Origin of the sequence: Paenibacillus sabuli, assembly GCF_014705605.1 — a bacterium.
GTDB lineage: Bacteria > Bacillota > Bacilli > Paenibacillales > Paenibacillaceae > Paenibacillus_D > Paenibacillus_D sabuli.
Window position 1 is genome coordinate 1 of the sequence record NZ_JACXIZ010000021.1, and the last position, 19,737, is coordinate 19,737.

At 62.0% G+C, this 19,737-nt stretch carries 21 protein-coding genes and 1 pseudogene; 1 reads left to right on the forward strand and 21 read right to left on the reverse strand.

Annotated features, from left to right (window positions below):
- The 5 genes and pseudogenes from IDH44_RS12940 to rplS form a co-directional block, all read right to left on the reverse strand.
- Positions 1–726 (reverse strand): annotated as a pseudogene (locus tag IDH44_RS12940) (DNA ligase); the annotation flags it as partial.
- A 73-nt stretch (positions 727–799) separates the two neighbouring features.
- Positions 800–1,414: a ribonuclease HII gene (locus tag IDH44_RS12945; protein ID WP_190918261.1), complete on the reverse strand. Its 615-nt coding sequence runs from the start codon at positions 1,412–1,414 to the stop codon at positions 800–802.
- A gap of 79 nt (positions 1,415–1,493) precedes the next feature.
- Positions 1,494–2,363 (reverse strand): ribosome biogenesis GTPase YlqF, encoded by an 870-nt coding sequence (gene ylqF / locus IDH44_RS12950; protein ID WP_190918263.1) that lies wholly within the window; start codon positions 2,361–2,363, stop codon positions 1,494–1,496.
- 14 nt (positions 2,364–2,377) lie between these two features.
- Positions 2,378–3,073 carry a signal peptidase I gene (lepB, locus tag IDH44_RS12955; protein WP_190918265.1) on the reverse strand — a complete coding sequence of 232 codons (696 nt, stop codon included), beginning with the start codon at positions 3,071–3,073 and terminating at the stop codon, positions 2,378–2,380.
- 68 nt (positions 3,074–3,141) lie between these two features.
- Positions 3,142–3,483, reverse strand: coding sequence for a 50S ribosomal protein L19 (gene rplS, locus IDH44_RS12960; protein WP_190918267.1), 342 nt, complete (start codon positions 3,481–3,483; stop codon positions 3,142–3,144).
- Between the two features lie 233 nt (positions 3,484–3,716).
- Here rplS and IDH44_RS12965 point away from each other — a divergent pair, with 233 nt between their 5' ends.
- On the forward strand, positions 3,717–4,418 hold the full coding sequence (locus tag IDH44_RS12965; protein ID WP_190918269.1) for an HNH endonuclease: 702 nt from the start codon (positions 3,717–3,719) through the stop codon (positions 4,416–4,418).
- Here IDH44_RS12965 and trmD read toward each other — a convergent pair.
- From trmD to fapR, 16 genes are all read right to left on the reverse strand, one after another.
- Positions 4,407–5,159 carry a tRNA (guanosine(37)-N1)-methyltransferase TrmD gene (trmD, locus tag IDH44_RS12970; protein ID WP_190918546.1) on the reverse strand — a complete coding sequence of 251 codons (753 nt, stop codon included), beginning with the start codon at positions 5,157–5,159 and terminating at the stop codon, positions 4,407–4,409. The two genes, IDH44_RS12965 and trmD, sit on opposite strands and share 12 nt — an antisense overlap.
- Positions 5,160–5,165: 6 nt before the next feature.
- A complete protein-coding gene (gene rimM, locus IDH44_RS12975) occupies positions 5,166–5,684 on the reverse strand; it encodes a ribosome maturation factor RimM (RefSeq protein ID WP_190918270.1) in 519 nt (172 codons plus the stop codon).
- Between the two features lie 67 nt (positions 5,685–5,751).
- Positions 5,752–5,982, reverse strand: a complete 231-nt coding sequence (locus IDH44_RS12980) for a KH domain-containing protein (protein ID WP_190918272.1) — start codon at positions 5,980–5,982, stop codon at positions 5,752–5,754.
- A 26-nt stretch (positions 5,983–6,008) separates the two neighbouring features.
- Complete coding sequence (gene rpsP / locus IDH44_RS12985; RefSeq protein ID WP_190918274.1) at positions 6,009–6,281, reverse strand: 30S ribosomal protein S16; 273 nt, start codon at positions 6,279–6,281, stop codon at positions 6,009–6,011.
- A 37-nt stretch (positions 6,282–6,318) separates the two neighbouring features.
- Positions 6,319–7,704 carry a signal recognition particle protein gene (gene ffh, locus IDH44_RS12990; protein WP_190918276.1) on the reverse strand — a complete coding sequence of 462 codons (1,386 nt, stop codon included), beginning with the start codon at positions 7,702–7,704 and terminating at the stop codon, positions 6,319–6,321.
- Positions 7,694–8,119 carry a YlxM family DNA-binding protein gene (gene ylxM / locus IDH44_RS12995; protein WP_190918278.1) on the reverse strand — a complete coding sequence of 142 codons (426 nt, stop codon included), beginning with the start codon at positions 8,117–8,119 and terminating at the stop codon, positions 7,694–7,696. Before ylxM ends, ffh begins: the two co-directional genes overlap by 11 nt.
- A gap of 124 nt (positions 8,120–8,243) precedes the next feature.
- Complete coding sequence (gene ftsY, locus IDH44_RS13000; RefSeq protein WP_190918280.1) at positions 8,244–9,236, reverse strand: signal recognition particle-docking protein FtsY; 993 nt, start codon at positions 9,234–9,236, stop codon at positions 8,244–8,246.
- 52 nt (positions 9,237–9,288) lie between these two features.
- Positions 9,289–12,864: a chromosome segregation protein SMC gene (gene smc, locus IDH44_RS13005; RefSeq protein WP_190918282.1), complete on the reverse strand. Its 3,576-nt coding sequence runs from the start codon at positions 12,862–12,864 to the stop codon at positions 9,289–9,291.
- A 156-nt stretch (positions 12,865–13,020) separates the two neighbouring features.
- Complete coding sequence (rnc, locus tag IDH44_RS13010; RefSeq protein ID WP_190918284.1) at positions 13,021–13,716, reverse strand: ribonuclease III; 696 nt, start codon at positions 13,714–13,716, stop codon at positions 13,021–13,023.
- The gene (fabF, locus tag IDH44_RS13015) at positions 13,706–14,947 is read right to left on the reverse strand and encodes a beta-ketoacyl-ACP synthase II (RefSeq protein ID WP_190918286.1); all 1,242 of its coding nucleotides are present in this window, start codon (positions 14,945–14,947) and stop codon (positions 13,706–13,708) included. Before fabF ends, rnc begins: the two co-directional genes overlap by 11 nt.
- Before the next feature lie 171 nt (positions 14,948–15,118).
- Positions 15,119–15,352 (reverse strand): acyl carrier protein, encoded by a 234-nt coding sequence (gene acpP, locus IDH44_RS13020; RefSeq protein WP_190918288.1) that lies wholly within the window; start codon positions 15,350–15,352, stop codon positions 15,119–15,121.
- An 85-nt stretch (positions 15,353–15,437) separates the two neighbouring features.
- Positions 15,438–16,190, reverse strand: coding sequence for a 3-oxoacyl-[acyl-carrier-protein] reductase (gene fabG, locus IDH44_RS13025; protein ID WP_190918290.1), 753 nt, complete (start codon positions 16,188–16,190; stop codon positions 15,438–15,440).
- A 22-nt stretch (positions 16,191–16,212) separates the two neighbouring features.
- Complete coding sequence (gene fabD, locus IDH44_RS13030; protein ID WP_190918292.1) at positions 16,213–17,142, reverse strand: ACP S-malonyltransferase; 930 nt, start codon at positions 17,140–17,142, stop codon at positions 16,213–16,215.
- 19 nt (positions 17,143–17,161) lie between these two features.
- Positions 17,162–18,148: a beta-ketoacyl-ACP synthase III gene (locus tag IDH44_RS13035; RefSeq protein WP_190918293.1), complete on the reverse strand. Its 987-nt coding sequence runs from the start codon at positions 18,146–18,148 to the stop codon at positions 17,162–17,164.
- A 10-nt stretch (positions 18,149–18,158) separates the two neighbouring features.
- On the reverse strand, positions 18,159–19,148 hold the full coding sequence (gene plsX, locus IDH44_RS13040) for a phosphate acyltransferase PlsX (protein ID WP_190918294.1): 990 nt from the start codon (positions 19,146–19,148) through the stop codon (positions 18,159–18,161).
- Complete coding sequence (gene fapR, locus IDH44_RS13045; RefSeq protein WP_190918548.1) at positions 19,132–19,728, reverse strand: transcription factor FapR; 597 nt, start codon at positions 19,726–19,728, stop codon at positions 19,132–19,134. Before fapR ends, plsX begins: the two co-directional genes overlap by 17 nt.
- Positions 19,729–19,737: the final 9 nt, after the last annotated feature.

A 19,737-nucleotide genomic window follows, 5' to 3' on the forward strand; every position in this document is an offset into this window, starting at 1 on the left:
GGAGGCGGAGGCTCCTGCGGCCTGTCGCGCAGCCTCCGGCAGCCGCAGCAGCGCTTCCTGGTCGCCGAGCAAGCGCAGCAGCGCGCCCGCGAGCGCCCGCGCCTGGCTTGGCGGAGCGCCGGGCGGCCCGGCCTCGGCCTCCGTATGAAAAGCCGCGGCCTGACTCTGCAACGTCGCGAGCAGCTCGTGCAGCGGCTTGCCGAATTGAACCTGCCTCAGCGCGCTGATCGTCGCTTCCGTCATCGGCAAACCGCGCTTATACGCCGTAGCTGCAGCCTGCATCCATTCCGACGGCTCGGCTCCCTTGGGCATGCCCGCCATGGCGCGGCCGAGCTCCCGCCCGAGCGCGCGGTCGAGCGGGATGCCCTCGCGGCGCAGCCCGACGAGCAGGTCCAGCGCCCAGCGCTTATCCGGCAGCCCGAGCGATTTGGCCAGCTCCTTGAGCGTCTCCTGCGGCAGCACCGCTTCCAGCGAGGTCGGCTTCAGCACGACGAGACCCTTGGCCGATTCAGGCTGGACCTGCAGCAGCGTCGATTGCCCGGGCTGCATCGGCACCTCGAGCTTTGCGCGTACGCGCACGCCGGCTATTTGCACCAGCGCCTCCTGATTATCGCCCGTCTGCAGCACGACCCCGCGGACGATCTGGCCCACCTTCAGCTCCAGCGCCCGGCTGCTCTCGGGATTCGGCTCGCCGAGCAAGCCCCGCATCAATTGCGTAATGTTCATACCGTCCGCCCCTGTCCTTGTTGGCTCTCTCTCTATATATATCGGCCCAAGGCTCCGGCTCTTTAACCTCTGGCTAGGACAACTCCTGCTGCTCGGCCAGCAGCCGGTTCAAAAAGCTGCGGCGGTGCAGCGGGCTCGGCCCGAATTCCAGAATTCGCTCCCGGTGCAGCTTCGTTGCGTAGCCTTTATGTATGGCAATGCCGTATTCCGGATACAGGCGGTCCCATTCCTCCGCACATCGCCTGTCCCGCGTCACCTTGGCCACGATGGAGGCGGCCGCGATGGACTGACTGCGGGCATCGCCGTGTATGATCGCCAGTTGCGGCAGTTCGCTGTCGAGCTTTTCCGCATCGACGAGCAAATAGTCGGCCGCGGTGCGCGTCAGACCTTCGACCGCTTGCCCCATCGCCAGGCGAGCCGCTTGCTTGATATTGATGCGATCGATCGTCGCGGCGTCTACGGCTGCGACCGCCCAGTCCTCCGCGGCTTCCACGATTACCTCATAGAGGTGCTCCCGTTTGCGCGCCGTCAGTTTTTTGGAATCGTCGATATCGGCCAGGACCAAGCCCGGCGGGAGCACGACGGCAGCGGCCACGACATCGCCGAACAGACACCCGCGTCCGACCTCGTCTACCCCCGCTATCGCCGCATAGTTCTGCTGCCATAGCTCACGTTCATAATCCAGCACAGTCTCTCTCCTCCCAGCTCCGCCGCCGCAGGCGGGCTTCCCTAACGTACCAGGCCTGCACGCAGCGGCGGTAGCCTGCCTATTGCGCAGGCGGCTCCTCCAGCGTCAAACGGCCGAGCTTGCCCGCGCGCAGCTCGCGCAGTACAATGCCCGACACCTTCTCCAGATCAACCAGCCCTCCGCTGCGCAGCGCGCCGCGCGTACGGCCGATCTCCTCCATGAGCGAGACGATCTCGCCCGTGTCGTCCGGATCATCCGGCGCCTCCTCCAGTCCGAAGCGCGCGGCGAGCGCCTCCCAGTACCGGTCGCTCAGAATACGCAACGCAAAAAACGCGATATCCTCGACGTTCAGGATCTCCTCGCGAATCGTTCCGACCGTCGCCAGCCGGTAGCCGACCTCCTGGTCCTCGAACTTGGGCCATAGAATACCAGGCGTATCTAGCAATTCCAGCCCCGGTCCCGCTTTGATCCATTGCTGGCCCTTGGTGATGCCCGGACGGTCACCCGTCGCGGCGATGCTGCGTCCGGCGAGGCGATTGATCAGCGTCGACTTGCCGACATTCGGGATACCGACGATCAGCCCCCTCACTGCGCGCGGCTTGACGCCCTTGGCCGCTCTGCGGGCGAGCTGGTCGCGCAGCAGGTCCTGGACCCGGCTGAGAATCCCGGATACGCCTGTCCCGCTGGACGAATCGACGGCCATGCAAGCGTGCCCGCGTGCCGAAAAAAAAGAAATCCACCGGTCCGTCGCCCGTGGATCCGCCAAATCGGCTTTGTTCAAAACAATCAATCGCGGCTTGGCCTGCAAAATATCGTCGATCATCGGGTTGCGGCTTGACAGCGGCACTCGCGCGTCCAGCAGTTCGATCGCGACGTCGATCAGCTTCAGCTTATCCTGAATCTGCCGCCGCGCCTTGGTCATATGGCCCGGAAACCACTGAATCGTCATTGTGTTACGTCACCTCATCTATGATTCACCAATTGAATTTTGCCAAGCGGCCAAAAAATTAAATCCGCCCGACCGATCACCTCGTCCTGGGAAACGTAGCCGATTGTCCGGCTGTCCTTGCTGTTGCCTCTGTTGTCGCCAAACGCGAGTATCATGCCTTCCGGCACGATGTCGGTCTGTACGTTTCCGTTCGGAAAATTGGCGCCAGTGTTGTAAACGCCATCATTGCTCTGGGCGGCTTCGATCGCTTCTTTCAAATACGGCTCCTCGACCTGGCTGCCGTTGATATAAAGCCGGTCGCCCTCAAGCTTGACCTTGTCGCCAGGCACCGCGATGACACGCTTGATAAAGTCGCGTCCTTCCTCCGGAACATGGAAGACGACGACCTCGCCTCGCTGCGGCGCGCGGATGTCGTAAAGGATCTTGTTCACAATGACGCGCTCGCCGGTTACGAAATTGGGCTCCATCGAAGGGCCGTCTACGATGAACGGAGAGAACAAAAACATGCGAATGACAAACACGAGCACCGCCGCAATCGCCAGTGCCTTGATCCATTCCAGCAGCTCTTTGCGCGCGTTTGACTTGCGACCGGAAGCAGGCTCGCTCGCCTCGGCCTCGCCGGTCCCGCGCTGAGCCTCCGATTGCGGTTGCTCCCGGACACCGGGCTCCATCTCTTCATCCGGCAACCCTTCACCTGGCTTTTGCTCCATTTTACGACGCTCACTTTCCGTATTCTGAATAAGGAAAAGGGACTTGTTTGCGCAAGCCCCTCTCACTTTTAACGAATCTCTTTAATTCTGGCTGCTTTACCGCGCAGGTTGCGCAGGTAGTACAGTTTCGCACGACGGACTTTGCCGCGGCGAGCCACTTCGATTTTATCGAGTTTTGGGGAATTGACCGGGAACGTTCTTTCCACGCCGACGCCGTAGGAAATTTTGCGGACGGTGAACGTTTCGCTGATTCCGCCGCCGCGGCGCTTGATGACGACGCCTTCGAACAGCTGAATCCGCTCGCGCGTACCCTCGATAACCTTGACGTGCACTTTCAGCGTGTCGCCGGGACGAAAATTCGGGATGTCCTTGCGGATCTGCTCCTGAGTCAGTTCTTGTACGATATTCATCTATTGGTGGCCTCCTTCCGTAACAGACGTTCTTATAAGCTCGCCGAGCTTCGCAAGCTCGGGTCATGGCCGACAGCGGACCGTCCGATTATTCCAAACAACATTTGAAATTTTACCATATTCGCGGGCAAATCACAACAACGAAACAAAAGCGATTTTGCGAATCGTGCGATCTCGGTTACAATAGAAAAAAGACTATTGTTTTACTTTAATTCTGGCTGAGGGGAAATCCAATGGCTCACGATCATCTCACAACGGAAACGGAGCAAGAAGGAACGCTTGTCAAGCAGGCGGAGAAGCAGTGCGCCGTATGCGCAGAGCACAAGCCGCTCTCGCATTTTTTGCGTCGTACGGGCCGCCGCGCCGGTCCCGGCGCAAGACGGGGCACCTGCCGCGCCTGCCGCAAGCTGCGGCAACAGGACGAGCCTCATATGCAGGCCGTGTCGACCGGCGAAACGACGCCTGCCCAACCGGCAGAGGAGGAGACGCCGCGTCCGCGGGTCCTGCGCATGCAGCGACCATTGCCTACGCCGCCGCCGCTGCCTCCGGGCGTCAAGCCGTCCGATCCCTCCGTGCTCAGACCGACCCGCAAGGGCATCGTCTGGATGCGCGGACGTACCGACAAGGGGCGCAGATGGCAGCAGGAGTCGGATCTGGAGACGGCCGTCACGCTCGTCAAAGAGCATGCCGCCGTCGTTGTCAACCGTCACACGGTCCGCCGGCTATACAGCAACCGCAACTTCCGCCATTATATATTGACGCGCGACAATTACACCTGTTTCTACTGCGGCGAGTACGGAGACACGCTCGACCATCTCGTGCCGCGCGCCAAAGGCGGCCACACGACGCCCGTCAACTGCGTCTGCACCTGCAGCTTGTGCAACCAGAGCAAGGCCGACCGCAACCTCGAGGATTTCATCCAATCATTCTCCTGATTCGAGCTCAATGCTCCGCCGCTGCTCGGCGAGCCAGGCGCGCTCGCGCTCGCTCAGCTGCGCACGCTCCAGCAGCTCCGGGCGGCGCCGGAGCGTGCGCAGCAGCGATTGCTCGCGCCGCCAGGCTTCGATGCGGCCGTGATGCCCGGAGAGCAGCACCTCGGGCACGTCCCACTGGCGATAGCGCTCCGGCCGGGTATAGTGCGGGTATTCGAGCAGACCGTCGCTGAACGAGTCGCTCGCGGCGGAGGCGGCGTTGCCGAGCGCGCCGGGCAGCAGACGGACGATGCTGTCGATGACCACCATCGCCGGCAGCTCTCCGCCGGTCAGCACATAGTCGCCGATCGACAGCTCGTCCGTCACCAGATGCTCACGAATGCGCTCGTCATACCCTTCATAATGCCCGCATATAAAAACGAGGTGCCGCTGCTCCGCGAGCTCCTCCGCCCTGCGCTGGGTGAACGGTTCGCCTTGCGGGCACATGAGGATAATCCGCGGCGGCGCGTCCGGATCCTTCGGAAGATCCTCCACCGCCGCGAACACCGGGTCCGGCTTGAGCACCATGCCGCCGCCGCCGCCGTACGGATAATCGTCCACCGTGCGGTGTTTGTTGTAGGCATAATCGCGAAAATTGACCGCCCTTAGCGCAGCCAGCCCCTTTTCCTGGGCTTTGCCAAGAATGCTGGAGCCGAACACCCCTTCGAGCATTTCCGGAAACAAGGTCAGCACATCCACGCGCAGCATATGCTAGACCATGCCTTCCATCAAGCGCACGGTGACCCGTTTCGCAGCGATATCGACACCCAGCACGACCTCATCGATGACCGGCAGCAGCAGCGGCTTTTCGCCCGGTCGCGAGACCGACCACACGTCGTTGGCGCCGGGCTGCAGGATTTCGCCGATCGTGCCGAGGAGCTCGCCGCCTTCGGTCACCACCTCGCTCCCGATAATGTCGCGATGATAATATTCGCCGTCCTCCAGTTCCACCCGCTGCTCGGCCGGCACCTTCACATCCCAGCCCTTGCAGGACTCGATTTCGTTAATCGTCTCGATCCCTTTGAGCTTGACGACATACATGCCCTTCACTTCGCGCGCGCCGGCCACTTCCACCTCGCGGCTATCCGCGCCGTCCGGACGGAGTAGCGTCAGCCGGCTGCCCTTGGCGAAGCGGACATCCGGAAAATCGGTTTGCGGCAGCACCTTGATTTCGCCGCGCAAGCCGTGCGTATTGACAAGTTTGCCTACATTAAGCCACTGATCAGTCAAGCTTGGTCCTCCCTTTGAAAAAAAGGCTAGGAGACAAGCTCCTAACCTTTCTTCATTTGCTTATGCATTAGGAAATAATATCGATCGTGACGCGCTGTTGCGACTTGACGGCGGCCGACGAGGCAACCGTGCGCAGCGCTTTGGCGATGCGTCCCTGCTTGCCGATAACCTTGCCGACGTCGCTGGGATGCACGCTCAGCTCGTAGACGATGCCGCGTCCGTCCTCCCGCGCTACTACGCGCGCCGCGTCCGGATGATCCACCAAGGCTCTTGCCATGACCAAAATCAATTGTTCCATATCAAGGCCCTCCGCAGCGCAATCCCTTATTTCTGATGCTTCAGCTCGTGGAATTTTGCAAGCACACCGGCCTTGCTCAGAAGGTTGCGGACCGTGTCCGACGCTTGCGCGCCGTTTTGGAGCCACTGCAACGCTTTTTCCTCGTTGATGTTAACTTGTGCCGGTTGGGTAATCGGATTGTACGTGCCGATCTCCTCGATAAAGCGACCGTCGCGCGGCGAACGGGAGTCCGATACGACAACGCGATAGAACGGCGATTTGTGCGCGCCGATCCGTTTCAAACGAATACGTACTGCCATGAACATTCACCTCCTTCAAAGAATACACGCTTGCTCCTTAACCAAACGGGAAGCGGTTGTTTCCGCCGAGCATACCCTTCATGCCTTTCATGCCCTTCGCGCCTTTTTTACCTTTTTGTCCGTCCATCATCGTGGAGAACTGCTTCATCATTTTGCGCATGTCGTCAAACTGCTTGATGAGCCGGTTCACGTCCGCGACCGTCTGGCCCGAACCGGCGGCAATCCGCTTGCGCCGGCTGTGATTCAACAGATCGGGCTTGTTCTTTTCTTCCGTGGTCATCGACTTGACGATCGCTTCGACCCGATTGATTTGGCGCTCATCCACCTTCATATCCTTGAGCCCCTTCATCTTGTTCATGCCGGGCACCATCTCCAGCAGCTGATCGAGCGGCCCCATCTTGCGCACCTGGGCCATCTGCTCCAGAAAATCCTCGAAGGTGAACTCCGCATTGCGCATTTTGCGCTCCATCTCCGCCGCTTTTTCGGCGTCGATGTTCGTCTGCGCTTTTTCGATCAGCGAGAGCATATCGCCCATCCCGAGGATGCGCGAGGCCATCCGATCCGGATGGAACGGCTCGAGGGAATCGATCTTTTCGCCCATGGCGGCGAACTTGATCGGGCAGCCGGTCACGGCCTTGACGGAGAGCGCTGCCCCGCCGCGCGTATCGCCGTCGAGCTTGGTCAGCACGACCCCGCTCAGCTCCAGCTGGCTGTGGAAGCTCTCCGCCACATTGACCGCGTCCTGCCCGGTCATCGCATCGATGACGAGCAGCACCTCGTCGGGCTTGGCCACGGCGTGCACCTGTCGCAGCTCCTCCATCAGCGCTTCGTCGATGTGCAAGCGGCCGGCGGTATCGATAATGACATAGTCATTGTTGTTCGCCTTGGCTTCTTCCAGCGCGGCCCGCGCGATATCGACCGGGCTGGCCTGATCGCCCATGCTGAACACCGGAGCCCCGATCTGGCTGCCGAGCACCTGCAGCTGCTTGATGGCTGCCGGACGGTAGATGTCGCAGGCCACGAGCAGCGGCTTGTGGTTGCCTTTTTGCAGCAGCTTGGCGAGCTTGCCTGAGGTCGTCGTTTTGCCCGCGCCCTGCAGCCCCGCCATCATGATGACCGTCGGCGGCCGGTTGGCGCGCGCCAGCTTGCTCTGGGTCCCGCCCATCAGCTCCGTCAATTCCTTGTTGACGATGTCGATAATGACCATGCCGGGCGTGAAGCTCTTCATCACGTCCTGACCGACGGCTTTCTCCTTCACGCTGCTGATGAACTGCTTGACGACCTTGAAATTGACATCCGCTTCAAGCAGCGCCAAGCGGACCTCGCGCATCGCCTCCGCAACGTCCTCATCCGATACTTTGCCCTTGCCCTTGAGCTTGCCGAATACGCCCTGTAGCCGGCTCGCCAATCCTTCAAATGCCATCTCGCTTCACCTCCTGTATTCCTTGCCGCGCCGGCGCCTCCGGCGAAGCAAGTCCTTCCGCCATGCGCAACCGCGCGCTCAGTGCGCGCAATCTGCTGCCCGGCTCGCCTTGGCCGGGCAGCTCGCCGACCAAGGCATCCAACTCGCCGATGAGCGCACGCATCGTCTCGTGCCGCCCCAGCAGGCCCAGCTTGCGCTCGTAGCCCTCCAGCGCTTGCTCCGCGCGCTTGAGATGCTCGTACACCGCCTGACGGCTGATGGCGAATTCCGCGCTGATCTCACCCAATGAGAAATCGTCGTGAAAATAATATGTAAGAAATGTCCGCTGCTTGTCGGTAAGCAGCGGGGCATAAAAATCAAACAAATAATTGATTCGATTCGTCTTCGCGAGGGCAGCCCGTTCGTTCGTTGTCATGCAAGACCCTCCTGCGTACCCGAACGCTCCGCGCGTCGCTCTGCGGACAGACCGTCAGCCGCGCTCGCCGTTCCTATTTCTTGATCTTACCCATCATACTCAATTCGCAATACACTGTCAAGGGCTAGACCTTGTCACCTGTTTCTTGCTCGATGAGACCGGCGAACAGCGCATGCACGAATTGCTCGGAGTCGAACTGCTGCAGATCCTCCATTTTTTCACCCAGTCCGACGAGCTTGACGGGGAGATTGAGCTCATTGCGGATGGCGATGACAATACCGCCCTTGGCGGTGCCGTCGAGCTTGGTCAAGACCAGACCGGTCACCCCGCTCTTCTCGCCGAACAGCTTCGCCTGACTCAGCGCGTTCTGCCCGGTTGTCGAATCCAGCACGAGCAGAACCTCATGCGGCGCGCTCGGCACCTCCCGCTGAATGACCCGGAAGATCTTGTTGAGCTCCTCCATCAGATTTGTCTTGTTCTGCAGCCGGCCCGCCGTGTCGCAGAGCAGCACGTCGACGCCACGCTGTTTGGCGGCCTGGACTGCGTCGTACATGACCGCCGCGGGGTCGGAGCCGGCCTGCTGCTTGATGACGTCGACGCCGACGCGTTGTCCCCACACCTCCAGCTGCTCGATCGCTCCCGCCCGGAAGGTGTCTCCCGCCGCCAGCAGCACGCGCTTGCCTTCCGTCTTGAAGCGATGCGCCAGCTTGCCGATCGTCGTCGTTTTGCCGACGCCGTTGACGCCGACGAACAGGATGACGGTCATCCCGGAGGCAGCCATATTCAGCGACGGATCCTCGTCGCCGCGCAGCAGCTCGACCAGCTTCTCCGAGAGCACGGGCTGCAGCTCGGCCGCGTCCTCGATTTTGCGCTTGCGCACCTCGGCGCGCAGCTCGTCCACCAGCTCCAGCACCGTATTGACGCCGACGTCGGCGCCGATCAGGATTTCCTCCAGCTCCTCGTAGAACGCCTCGTCAATCTTCTTGCGGCGCACGATCAGATCCTCGACGCGCTCGACAAAAGCGGTCCGCGTCTTCGTCAGCCCCTCCTTGAACACGGTCGTGACCGCATCCGTTCGGGTGGAGATGCTCTCCTTTAATCGCTTGAAAAAACTCATGCCCAGCTCTTCCTTTCCTCATTCAGGTTATGCGGTACCTGTCTTTTGAAGCTCAGGCAGACACGGCCTCTTCGTCGTCCAGTCTGACCGAGACGAGCTTGGAGACGCCGCCCTCCTCCATCGTGACGCCGTACAGCACGTCCGCCTCTTCCATCGTTCCTTTGCGGTGGGTGACGACGATGAACTGCGTCAGTCCCGAAAATTCACGCAAATATTGCGCAAAACGCGCCACATTGGCTTCGTCCAGCGCCGCCTCGACCTCGTCGAGCACACAGAACGGAACCGGCTTCACCTGCAAAATCGCAAACAACAACGCAATTGCCGTAAGCGCGCGCTCCCCGCCCGAGAGCAGCTGCAGGTTTTGCAGCTTTTTACCCGGCGGCTGGGCGACAATATCGATTCCGGTGTCCAGCACGCGATCCGGCTCAGCCAAGACCAAATCGGCGCGACCGCCGCCGAACAGCTTGGCGAAGACGACCACGAAATGGCCGCGGATCGCCTCGAACGTCTCGCGGAAACGACGGCCCATCTCCTCGTCCATCTCGGCGATGACCTCGTAAAGCGTCGTCTTGGCTTCGATCAAATCCTGCTTCTGCTCGTCCAGGAACTCGTAGCGCTCCTTCACCCGCGCGTGCTCGTCGATCGCGCCGAGGTTGACCTCGCCCAGCATCGTGATGCGACGCTTCAGCTCCCGCACCTCCTGCCCCGCCGCCTGGACGTCCTCCGGCACCGGATAGCGCTCCTTCGCCAGCTCGAAGCTGAGCGCGTAATCTTCGCTTAATTTGCGCAGCAGGTTGTCCAGCTCGACATCGAGCCGGTTGGCGGCGATTTCCGCCTGCCGCATCTGCTCCTCGACCTGGCGCAGCCGATTGCGCTGCTCTTTGGTCTCGCTCTCGCCCTCCTCCAGCTGCTGCATGAAGGCGGCACGCTCGGCACGCTTGAAGTCGGTCTGCTCGGCGGTCTCCTGCTTCTTGATGCGCAATCGGTTCAGCTCCTCGAGCTGGGCCGTCTGCTCGGCGGCGTGCCGCTCCTGCTCCTCGTCCTGACGCTCCTGCATGGCCCGGAGCGCGCCAAGCTCCTGCTTCGCCCGCTGCACCTCGCCGCGGATCCGCGCCGCCTGATCCTCGAAGGAATGCTTCTCTTGCTCGGTTTTCGCCACTGCAATCTTCAGATCGGTCAGCTGCCCCTGCAACTCTTCCTTGGCGGATTCGCTTGCTTTGCGTCGCTGTTCCGCATCGGCGATCGCCTGCTGCAGCCGCTGCTCGGCATCCGTCAGCTCGGCCAGCCGCTGCTCCGCCGCCTTGGCAGTCTCCGCCAGGCTGCTCTGCTCCGCCAACTGGCCGCTGCTGTCCGCCTCCCCTAGCTGCCGCTGCTCATCCAGGTGCCGCGTTTCGACCTCCAGCTGCTGCAGCCCGGCGCGCACCTGCTGCTCCTCGATGCGTCTGCGCTCCCCGCGCTCGCGCAGCTCCTCCACATTCTGCGCACGTATCGAGAGCTCCTTGCGCACATCCGAGATGCGGTCCTTGAGCGTGTCCAACTGCTCCGCCGCCGCCTTGATCTGGGTGTCGAGCTGCTCGATCTGGCGCTGCCGGCCGAGCAGCTTGGCCCCTTTTCGCTGCAAGCTGCCGCCGGTCATCGAGCCGCCCGCGTTGACGACGTCGCCCTCCAGCGTGACGACGCGGAAGCGGTAGTGCGCGCGCGAGGCGATTCGGTTGGCCTGCTCCAGATTCTCCGCAATCAGAACGTTGCCGAGCAGGTTGCCGACGATCGAGCGATAGGCTTCCTTGCTGCGGACCAGCTCGGCGGCCACCCCCACGAATCCGTCCAGCCCCTCCACGACGCGGCGATCGCTCTCCGAGATCGAGCGGCTGCGAATAACGTCGAGCGGCAGGAAGGTCGCCCGGCCGAGCTGGCGGCTCTTCAAGTAGTGAATAGCCGCGCGCGCGCTGCGCTCGTCCTCCATGACGATATGCTGCAGCGCGCCGCCGAGCGCGGTCTCCACCGCCACCTCGAGGCGCTGCGGCACCTCGATCAGCTCCGCGACCGCGCCGCGCACGCCGTCCAGTCCGCCGGAGCTGCGGCGCGAGGCGCGCAAGACCTCGCGCACGCCGTGCATGAAGCCGTCGAGATCCTGCTCCATTTCCTTCATCGTATCGCGCCTGGAAGTAAGCGCATCATGCTGCTGCTCCTGCTTGCGCAGCAGGCCTTGCGCCTCCTGCTGGAGCTGCTGCAGGGAAGCGATCCGCTCGTTCTCCTCGAGATAGCGGGCACGCACCTGCTCCAGCTCCGTCAGCACCGCATCCAGCTTGTCCTGCAATTGCTTGCGGCGACCGTCCAACTGCTCGGTCTGCTCGGCCCATTTCGCCTGTTCCCCGCCGAGACGCTCCAGCCGCTTGCCGAGCGCCTCCTGCTGCTGCGCGGCATAGCGAATCTCGTTGCGCGCCTGCGCCATCCGGCTCAGCACATCGAGCAGTTCGCCCTTCAAGCTCTCCTCCGCGCTGTCGCCGGCCTCGCCGGCCACCCCGCTGAGCGCCTCCTGTTCCTGCGCCAGCCGCGCGCGCAGACCGGTCAGCTCGCTGCCGAGCGCCGCCCCCTTGCCGCGCAGCTCCGCTTCCTCGGCGGTGAGCTCGGCGATACGCGTCTCCTGCTGGACCTGATTCTCCTCCGCCTGCGTCCGGTTCTGCTCGAGATTGCGCTTGCGTTCGCGCAGCACCTCGCCGTAGCCCTCGCACTTCTCGTACTCCTCGCTGTAGGCGAGCATCTGGGCATGCAGCGCATCGAGCGCCTGCTCCGTGTCGCGCAGTTGCAGCCGCTCGCGCTCCAGCGCGGCGTCGTGCTTGCTTACCACGGATGACAAAACAAGCTGTTCCTCCTTCAGCTTGGACAGCTTGTCGTTTTGCGCCTCCCACGAGCTGTGCACCTGTTCGATCTGATGCACGTACATCGCGATTTCCTTCGTTTTGAGCTGCTCCTTCAAGTCCTTGAAGTGAATTGCCTTGTCTGCCTGCTCCTTCAGCGGCTCGAGCTGATCCTCGAGCTCGGCGACCAGGTCGCTGATGCGCAGCAAGTTCTGCTCCGTATCGTCAAGCTTGCGCTTGGCCTCGCGCTTGCGGGACTTGAATTTGACGATGCCCGAGGCTTCTTCAAAAATGCCGCGCCGGTCCTCCGAGCGCGTGCTGAGAATCTCCTCGATCCGTCCCTGGCCAATGATGGAATAAGCCTCCTTGCCAATGCCCGTATCCATGAACAATTCGGTGATGTCCTTGAGCCGGCAAGCCTGCTTGTTGATTAAATATTCACTGTCCCCGCTGCGGTGCACCCGCCGCGTCACCGTGACTTCGTTGTATTCAAGCGGGAGCGCCTGATCGCTGTTGTCCAGCGTCAAGGACACCTCGCCATAGTTGACCGCCTTGCGCGCGTCGCTGCCGGCAAAAATAATGTCTTCCATCTTTCCGCCGCGCAGACTTTTGGCGCTCTGCTCGCCCAGCACCCATCTGATGCCGTCGGAAATATTGCTCTTTCCGCTGCCGTTGGGGCCGACTACCGCCGTGATGCCGGGTACGAATTCGAGCTCCGTCCGGTCGGCAAATGATTTGAAGCCGGATAGTTCAATGCGTTTCAAAAACATGGATGGCCTTCACCTCACCCGCTCATTGTACCATACTCCCGAATCTCGCAAAACGCCTCCGGCGAAAAGGCCGGCCGTTCCCGGCCTCGCATGCCCGCTATGCCCAAGCAAGCTCACAGGCCCCGACATCGCTGTCGGAGCCTGTGGGCTTGCTCGCTATTGCGCCAGCAGCTTGCGCCAGGCCTCGGAAGCGGCCTGCTGCTCGGCTTCTTTTTTGGTGCGGCCGCTGCCTCTGCCCCATACTTGCTCGTTGAGGCACACCTCGACGACAAATTCGCGGTCATGCGCCGGTCCGCGTTCTTCGATGACGCGGTACTCGACCGGACCCAGACCGCCGTGCTGGGCGCGTTCCTGCAGCTTCGACTTGAAATCCTTGACGAGCATCGGTTCGTCGCCGTCGATATGCGGAAACACGCGCTCCTGTAAAAAATGGCGCACCCGCTCCAGACCCTGATCCAAATAGAGCGCGCCGATGAACGATTCAAACAGATCCGCCAGCAGCGAGGGCCGCTGCCGACCGCCGAGCTGCTCCTCGCCGCGCCCGAGCAGCACATACGAACCGAAATCCAGCAGCTCGGCAAATCGTGCCAGCGAGGGCTCGCAGACGATCGAGGCGCGCATCCGTGTCAACTCGCCTTCCGGCCGGGTCGGATACGTATCATAGAGATAATCCGAGACGAGCAGCTGCAGCACGGCGTCGCCGAGAAACTCCAGGCGTTCGTTGTCGGCAATCGCGCCGTGCCGGTGCTCGTTCACATAAGACGTGTGTGTAAACGCCTGCCGCAGCAGCGCGCCCTGCGCGAAGCGAAGGTCGAGCCACTGCTGCAGCTCTTGAAATCGGCTACGCTTCATACTTCCGCATCACAATGGTGGCATTGTGACCGCCAAAGCCGAACGAATTGGAAATCGCCGTTCGCACGTTCGCCTGGCGCGGCGCATTCGGCACATAGTCGAGATCGCACTCCGGATCCTGATCGTCCAGATTAATGGTCGGAGCGATCTGCCCATAGTACAGCGTGAGCGCCACGATGATCCCTTCGACGCCGCCGGCTGCGCCGAGCAGATGCCCGGTCATCGATTTGGTCGAGCTGACGGCCAGCTTGTAGGCATGCTCGCCAAACGCCTTTTTGACCGCAGTCGTCTCCGAACGATCGCCGACCGGGGTCGACGTGCCATGGGCATTGATGTACTCCACTTCCTCCGGCGCGATCTCGGCATCGCGCAGCGCTTGGGTCATGCAGCGCGCTGCGCCGTCGGGATCGGGATCGGTCATATGGTGGGCGTCGCCGCTCATTCCGTAGCCGATCACTTCGCCATAGATGCGCGCGCCGCGCGCGAGCGCATGCTCGAGCGATTCCAGGATCAGGACGCCCGCGCCCTCGCCCATGACGAATCCGTCGCGCCCGGTATCGAACGGTCGGCTCGCCTTGTCTGGCTCCTCGTTGCGGGTCGACATCGCCCGCATGGCGCAAAAGCCGGCCATGCCGGTCGGACGAATCGTCGCTTCGGCGCCGCCGCAGATCATCACGTCGGCCATGCCGCGCTGGATCAGCTTGTACGAATCGCCAATCGAATGCGTGCCCGTTGCGCAGGCGGTCACCGCCGTCGAATTCGGACCTTTGGCCCCGAGCGTCATCGAGACTTGCCCGGAGGCCATGTTGGCAATCATCATCGGGATGAAGAACGGACTGACCCGCTTCGGCCCTTTTTCCAGCAGCAGATTATGCTGATCCTCCCAGGTGCCGAGGCCACCAATTCCGGAGCCGATCATGACGCCCGCCCGCTCGGCCTCTACGCCTTCTCCGATCGTCAGTCCGGCATCCTTTATCGCCTTCAGACTGGCCACTACCGCGAATTGAACGAAGCGGTCCATGCGGCGCGCTTCCTTCTTGTCGATACCGAATGCGGTCGGATCGAAGTTTTTGATCTCGGCCGCGATACGGGTCGGATACTCCGATACGTCGAATGCTTCGATCAGCGATACGCCCGACTTGCCGCCGAGCAGATTGGCCCAGAATGGCTCCAGCTCGTGACCCAGCGAAGTCATGACGCCCATGCCGGTTACTACGACGCGTTGCTTCAAGTTCAATCACCTCGATTAGGACAACGGCGTGGCTGCTCGCCAATGCCGATTGATGGTAAACGCAAGCTAAATTTATAGGAAAGCCAGTTGTTGCACCTTGTTATCATCATCAGGGGGTGTTTGCGAATGGAGAGAAGTCCCGTTATGCAACGGGACTTTGCTTTGTACGGCCTACGTATGAGATTGTATGTAATTCACTACTTCTCCCACCGTGGTAATTTTCTCCGCATCTTCATCGGAGATCTCCAAGTCGAACTCGTCTTCCAATTCCATGACCAATTCCACAACGTCGAGCGAATCAGCGCCAAGGTCGTCCTTGAACGAAGCTTCCATGTTGACTTCAGCTTCTTCAACGCCAAGGCGGTCGACGACGATGCGTTTTACGCGGTCAAATACGTCGGACATCCGGTTCACCTCCTTCTGGTATTATACGAGAATTGTGGACAAATTGCCACAAGCTTAATCCGTCTTTTTGGAATCGGCTTCAGGCTTAGCCCATGTACATTCCGCCGTCGACGTGGACGGTCTGACCGGTCATGTAAGCCGCCGCGTCCGAGGCCAAAAACCGCACCGCGGCCGCGATATCTGCCGGACGCCCGAATCGCGCCAGCGGAATCTGGGCAGCCAGTTGGCCGCGCATATCGTCCGGCAGCTTGCCCGTCATCTCGGTCTCGATGAAGCCCGGCGCGACGCAGTTGACCGTGATGCCGCGCGAGGCGAGCTCGCGCGCCGACGCTTTGGTGAGCCCGATCACGCCGGCCTTGGCGGCGACGTAATTGGCCTGTCCCGGATTGCCCAAAGCACCGACAACCGAGGAAATATTGATAATGGTGCCCGAGCGCTGCTTCATCATCGGTCGCGTGACGGCCTTGATGCCGTTGAACACACCCTTGAGATTCGTTTCGATCACCTGATCGAATTCCTCTTCCTTCATGCGCATGAGCAGATTGTCGCGGGTAATCCCGGCATTGTTGACCAGAATGTCGACCCCGCCCAGCTCGGCGATGACGCGCTCCACCATGGCCTGGCATTCGTCCGCCTTGCCGACGTTGGCCTGCGCCAGCACGGCGCGGCGGCCGAGCGCCTCGATCGCATCCACCGTCTCGCGGGCCGCCGCCTCGCTGCCGGCATAGTTGACTGCCACATCGGCGCCGGCTTCGGCCAGCGCCACGGCGATCGCCCGGCCGATGCCGCGCGACGCGCCCGTGACCAGCGCGCGCTTGCCCGTCAGATCTCCATACATATATTTCGCCCCTCCTGTCGCTTTAGTCCTGCAGCGCTGCTTCGAGGCTGTCCAGATCATTGACCGTGACGACCTTGACGCCGCGATCGATCTTGCGGATCAGCCCGGTGAGGACCGTGCCCGAGCCCAGCTCGACGAAGGTGTCGACGCCAGACGCGATCATCGTGCGCACACTGTCCTCCCAGAGCACCGGAGAGACGACCTGGCGCACGAGCAGCTCGCGGATCGTCTCCACCGCGTTCACCGGCTGCGCCGTCACATTGGCAATCAGCGGGGTCGATGCGTCCTGCATCGGCAGGGACCGCAGCGCCTCTTCCAGCCTCCGGGCGGCCGGCTCCATCAGCGAGGAGTGAAACGGCCCGCTCACCTCCAGCGGGATGGCCCGTTTGGCCCCTGCCTCCTTGGCACGCGCCGCGACCGCCGCCACGCCCGCCGCCGAGCCGGAGACGACGATCTGTCCCGGACAATTTACATTGGCCAGCTCCACGACGCCGACCTCCGAGCTAACTTGGCCGCACAGCTCGCGCAGCACTTCGCGCTCGGCGCCGAGCACCGCCGCCATCGCGCCCTGGCCGCTCGGCACAGCCTGCTCCATGAACTCGCCGCGCAGACGCACGATGCGGACCGCGTCCTCAAAGCCCAGCACACCGGCCGCCAGCAATGCGCTGTACTCGCCCAGACTGTGCCCGGCGACATAATCCGCGCCGGGACGGCGCGTCCGATAGACTTCCAGCAGCGCAGCGCTCACCGCGAGCAGCGCCGGCTGCGTATTCGCCGTTTGGCGCAGCTGCTCCTCCGGCCCCTCGAAGATCAGCTTCGAGAGCGGAAAGCCCAGCGCCTCGTCGGCGCGGCTCAGCAGCGCTTGCGCAGCCGGATACTTGGCGCATACCTCCTTGCCCATGCCGACCGCTTGCGCGCCTTGACCGGGAAATACAAATGCGACTTTACTCATTGCCGCCTCCTCTCACAAGCTACCATACCAACACCGCCGCGCCCCATGTCAGACCGCCGCCGAAGCCGACGAGCACCAGCGTGTCGCCGTCCTTCACCCGCTCCTGCTCGATCGCCTCCGCGAGCGCGATCGGAATCGAAGCCGCGGACACATTGCCGTACCGGTCCAAATTAATCATGCATTTGTCCGCCCCCAGCTCAAGGCGATTAAGCGCGGACTGAATGATTCGAATATTCGCCTGATGGGGCACCAGCAGGTCGACATCGGATTTGTCCAATCCCGCCTTGCGAAGCGCTTGCTCCGCCGCGCTGCCCATGATCCGGACCGCGAATTTGAACACGTCGCTGCCCGCCATCTCGATGAAGTGACGCCGCTCGCGCACGCTGTCTGCCGAGGCCGGCATCCGCGAACCGCCGGCGGACACCTGCAGCAGATTCCCCCCTGCACCGTCCGCCCCCAGCTCGAAGGAGCGGAAGCCTCGTCCCTCGGCGACCGGTCCGAGCACGACCGCTCCGGCCCCGTCGCCGAATAGAATACACGTGTTGCGGTCCGTATAGTCGGTGATCCGCGAGAGGCATTCCGCCCCTACGACCAAAGCATGCCGATACATGCCGGTGCCGATCATTGCGCTCGCCGTAGCCAAGCTGTAAATGAAACCGGAGCACGCCGCGCCAAGATCGAAGGCGGCGGCCTGCGAGGCGCCCAGCTTGTCTTGCAGAATGCAAGCCGTCGAAGGGAAGTGCTTGTCCGGCGTAATCGTCGCGACAATAATCAGATCGAGTTGAGCGGCCGTGACGCCCGCTGCGTCAAGCGCCTTCACGGCCGCCTCGTAGGCCAGATCCGAGGTAGCTTGCTCGTTCGCAGCGATCCGGCGCTCGCGAATGCCGGTCCGCGTGACGATCCACTCATCATTGGTTTCGACCATTTGCTCCAGTTCCTGGTTGGTCAGAATGCGCTCGGGCACGTATTTACCGGCTCCGAGTATTCCGACTGCCTGCACACTCATAACGTCACACTCATTTCCCGCTTATTTGCGAAGTGATCGTTTCGATCAGATTGCCCTGCAGCGCCACTCGCGCTTGCCGCACTGCGTTTTTGACGGCTTTGGCATCCGAGGAGCCGTGAGACTTCATCACCAGACCGTTGACCCCCAGCAGCGGGGCGGCGCCGTGTTCCTTGTAGTCCATCGTTTGGCGCAGACCGCGCAGCCCCGGCATCATGACGGCAGCCGCCAGCTTGGTGAGCCAATTGCGCTGAAATTCCTGCTTGAGCACGCCCATGATCGTGCCGGCCGTCCCCTCCATCGCCTTGAGCATGATGTTGCCCGCGAAGCCGTCGCACACGAGCACGTCGCAATTGCGGCGCATGACATCCCTAGCCTCCACATTGCCGATGAAGGCGACCGGCGAAGCCTCGAGCAGATCGTAAGCCTGCTTCGTTAATTCATTGCCTTTGCGCGCCTCGGTCCCGACATTGAGCAAGCCGACTTTGGGCGCCTTCAAGCCGTGCACCTTTTCCCGGTAAAGGCTCCCCATCCGCGCGTATTGCTCCAGATGCTCGGGTCTGGCGTCCATGTTAGCGCCCAGATCCAGAGCCAGCACGCCGACGCCGTCGACCGTCGGCACGATCGGCGCGAGCGCCGGACGCTCGATGCCGGCTATGCGTCCGACGACGAGCAGCCCCGCCGTCATCAGAGCTCCGGTATTTCCGGCGGAGATCATGGCGTCCGCCTCGCCGTCCCGCACGAGTCGGCCCGCCACCGCCATAGAAGCGTCTTTTTTGCGCCGGATGGCGCGTACCGGCTCCTCGTCCGGCCCGATGACCTCCGCAGCGTGCACCACTTCGACGTTGGCAGCCGCTTTCCCTTCCAGCAGCGGGGAAATTTTGTCCTCGGCGCCTACGAGCAGCAGCCGTGTATCGGGCCACTCGGCCGCCGCCGCGAGCGCGCCCTCGACGAGCGCCTCCGGCGCATGGTCGCCCCCCATTACGTCAATCGCGATCCGCATCTTCTATTCCCCTTTCGACGCTTGCCTCTCCTGCGGATCGGTAAATGATAAAGCTTCCTTGAAATACCATTTCCTCGCCCACATATGTAAACACTTCGACCTTGGCTTTGCTGCGCCCGCCCGAGATCGATCTGACGTATCCTTTGGCAATGCATTTCTCGCCCAGCTTGACCGAACGAATAAACCGGATATCGGCACTGGCCGTCAATGCGATCTCGTCGTTGATGACCGCCACCGCCAGCGAGTTGGCCTGTGCGAACACATGGTGGCCGCGAGCAATACCGGTGCGCGAAAAGACATGCTCCTCGCGGATCTCGAACATCGAAATTCCGCTGCGGTCAAGCTGCAAATCAATAATGTCGCCAATGACTTCATCCAGCGGCAGCGAACGGACCGCATCATAAGAGCGTTCGGCCATCAGCTTCAGTCGCTCGCGCTGCTCCGGAATGCCCAGCTCCAAGCGATCAAGCCGAATCGTTTGGATGCTGACTTTGAGCATCCGGCTCAACTCCCGGTCCGCAATAAACGGATTGTCCACAATCAGCCTCGAGAGCTGCTGCTGCCTCTGACGCTTGGGCAGACGTTCGAT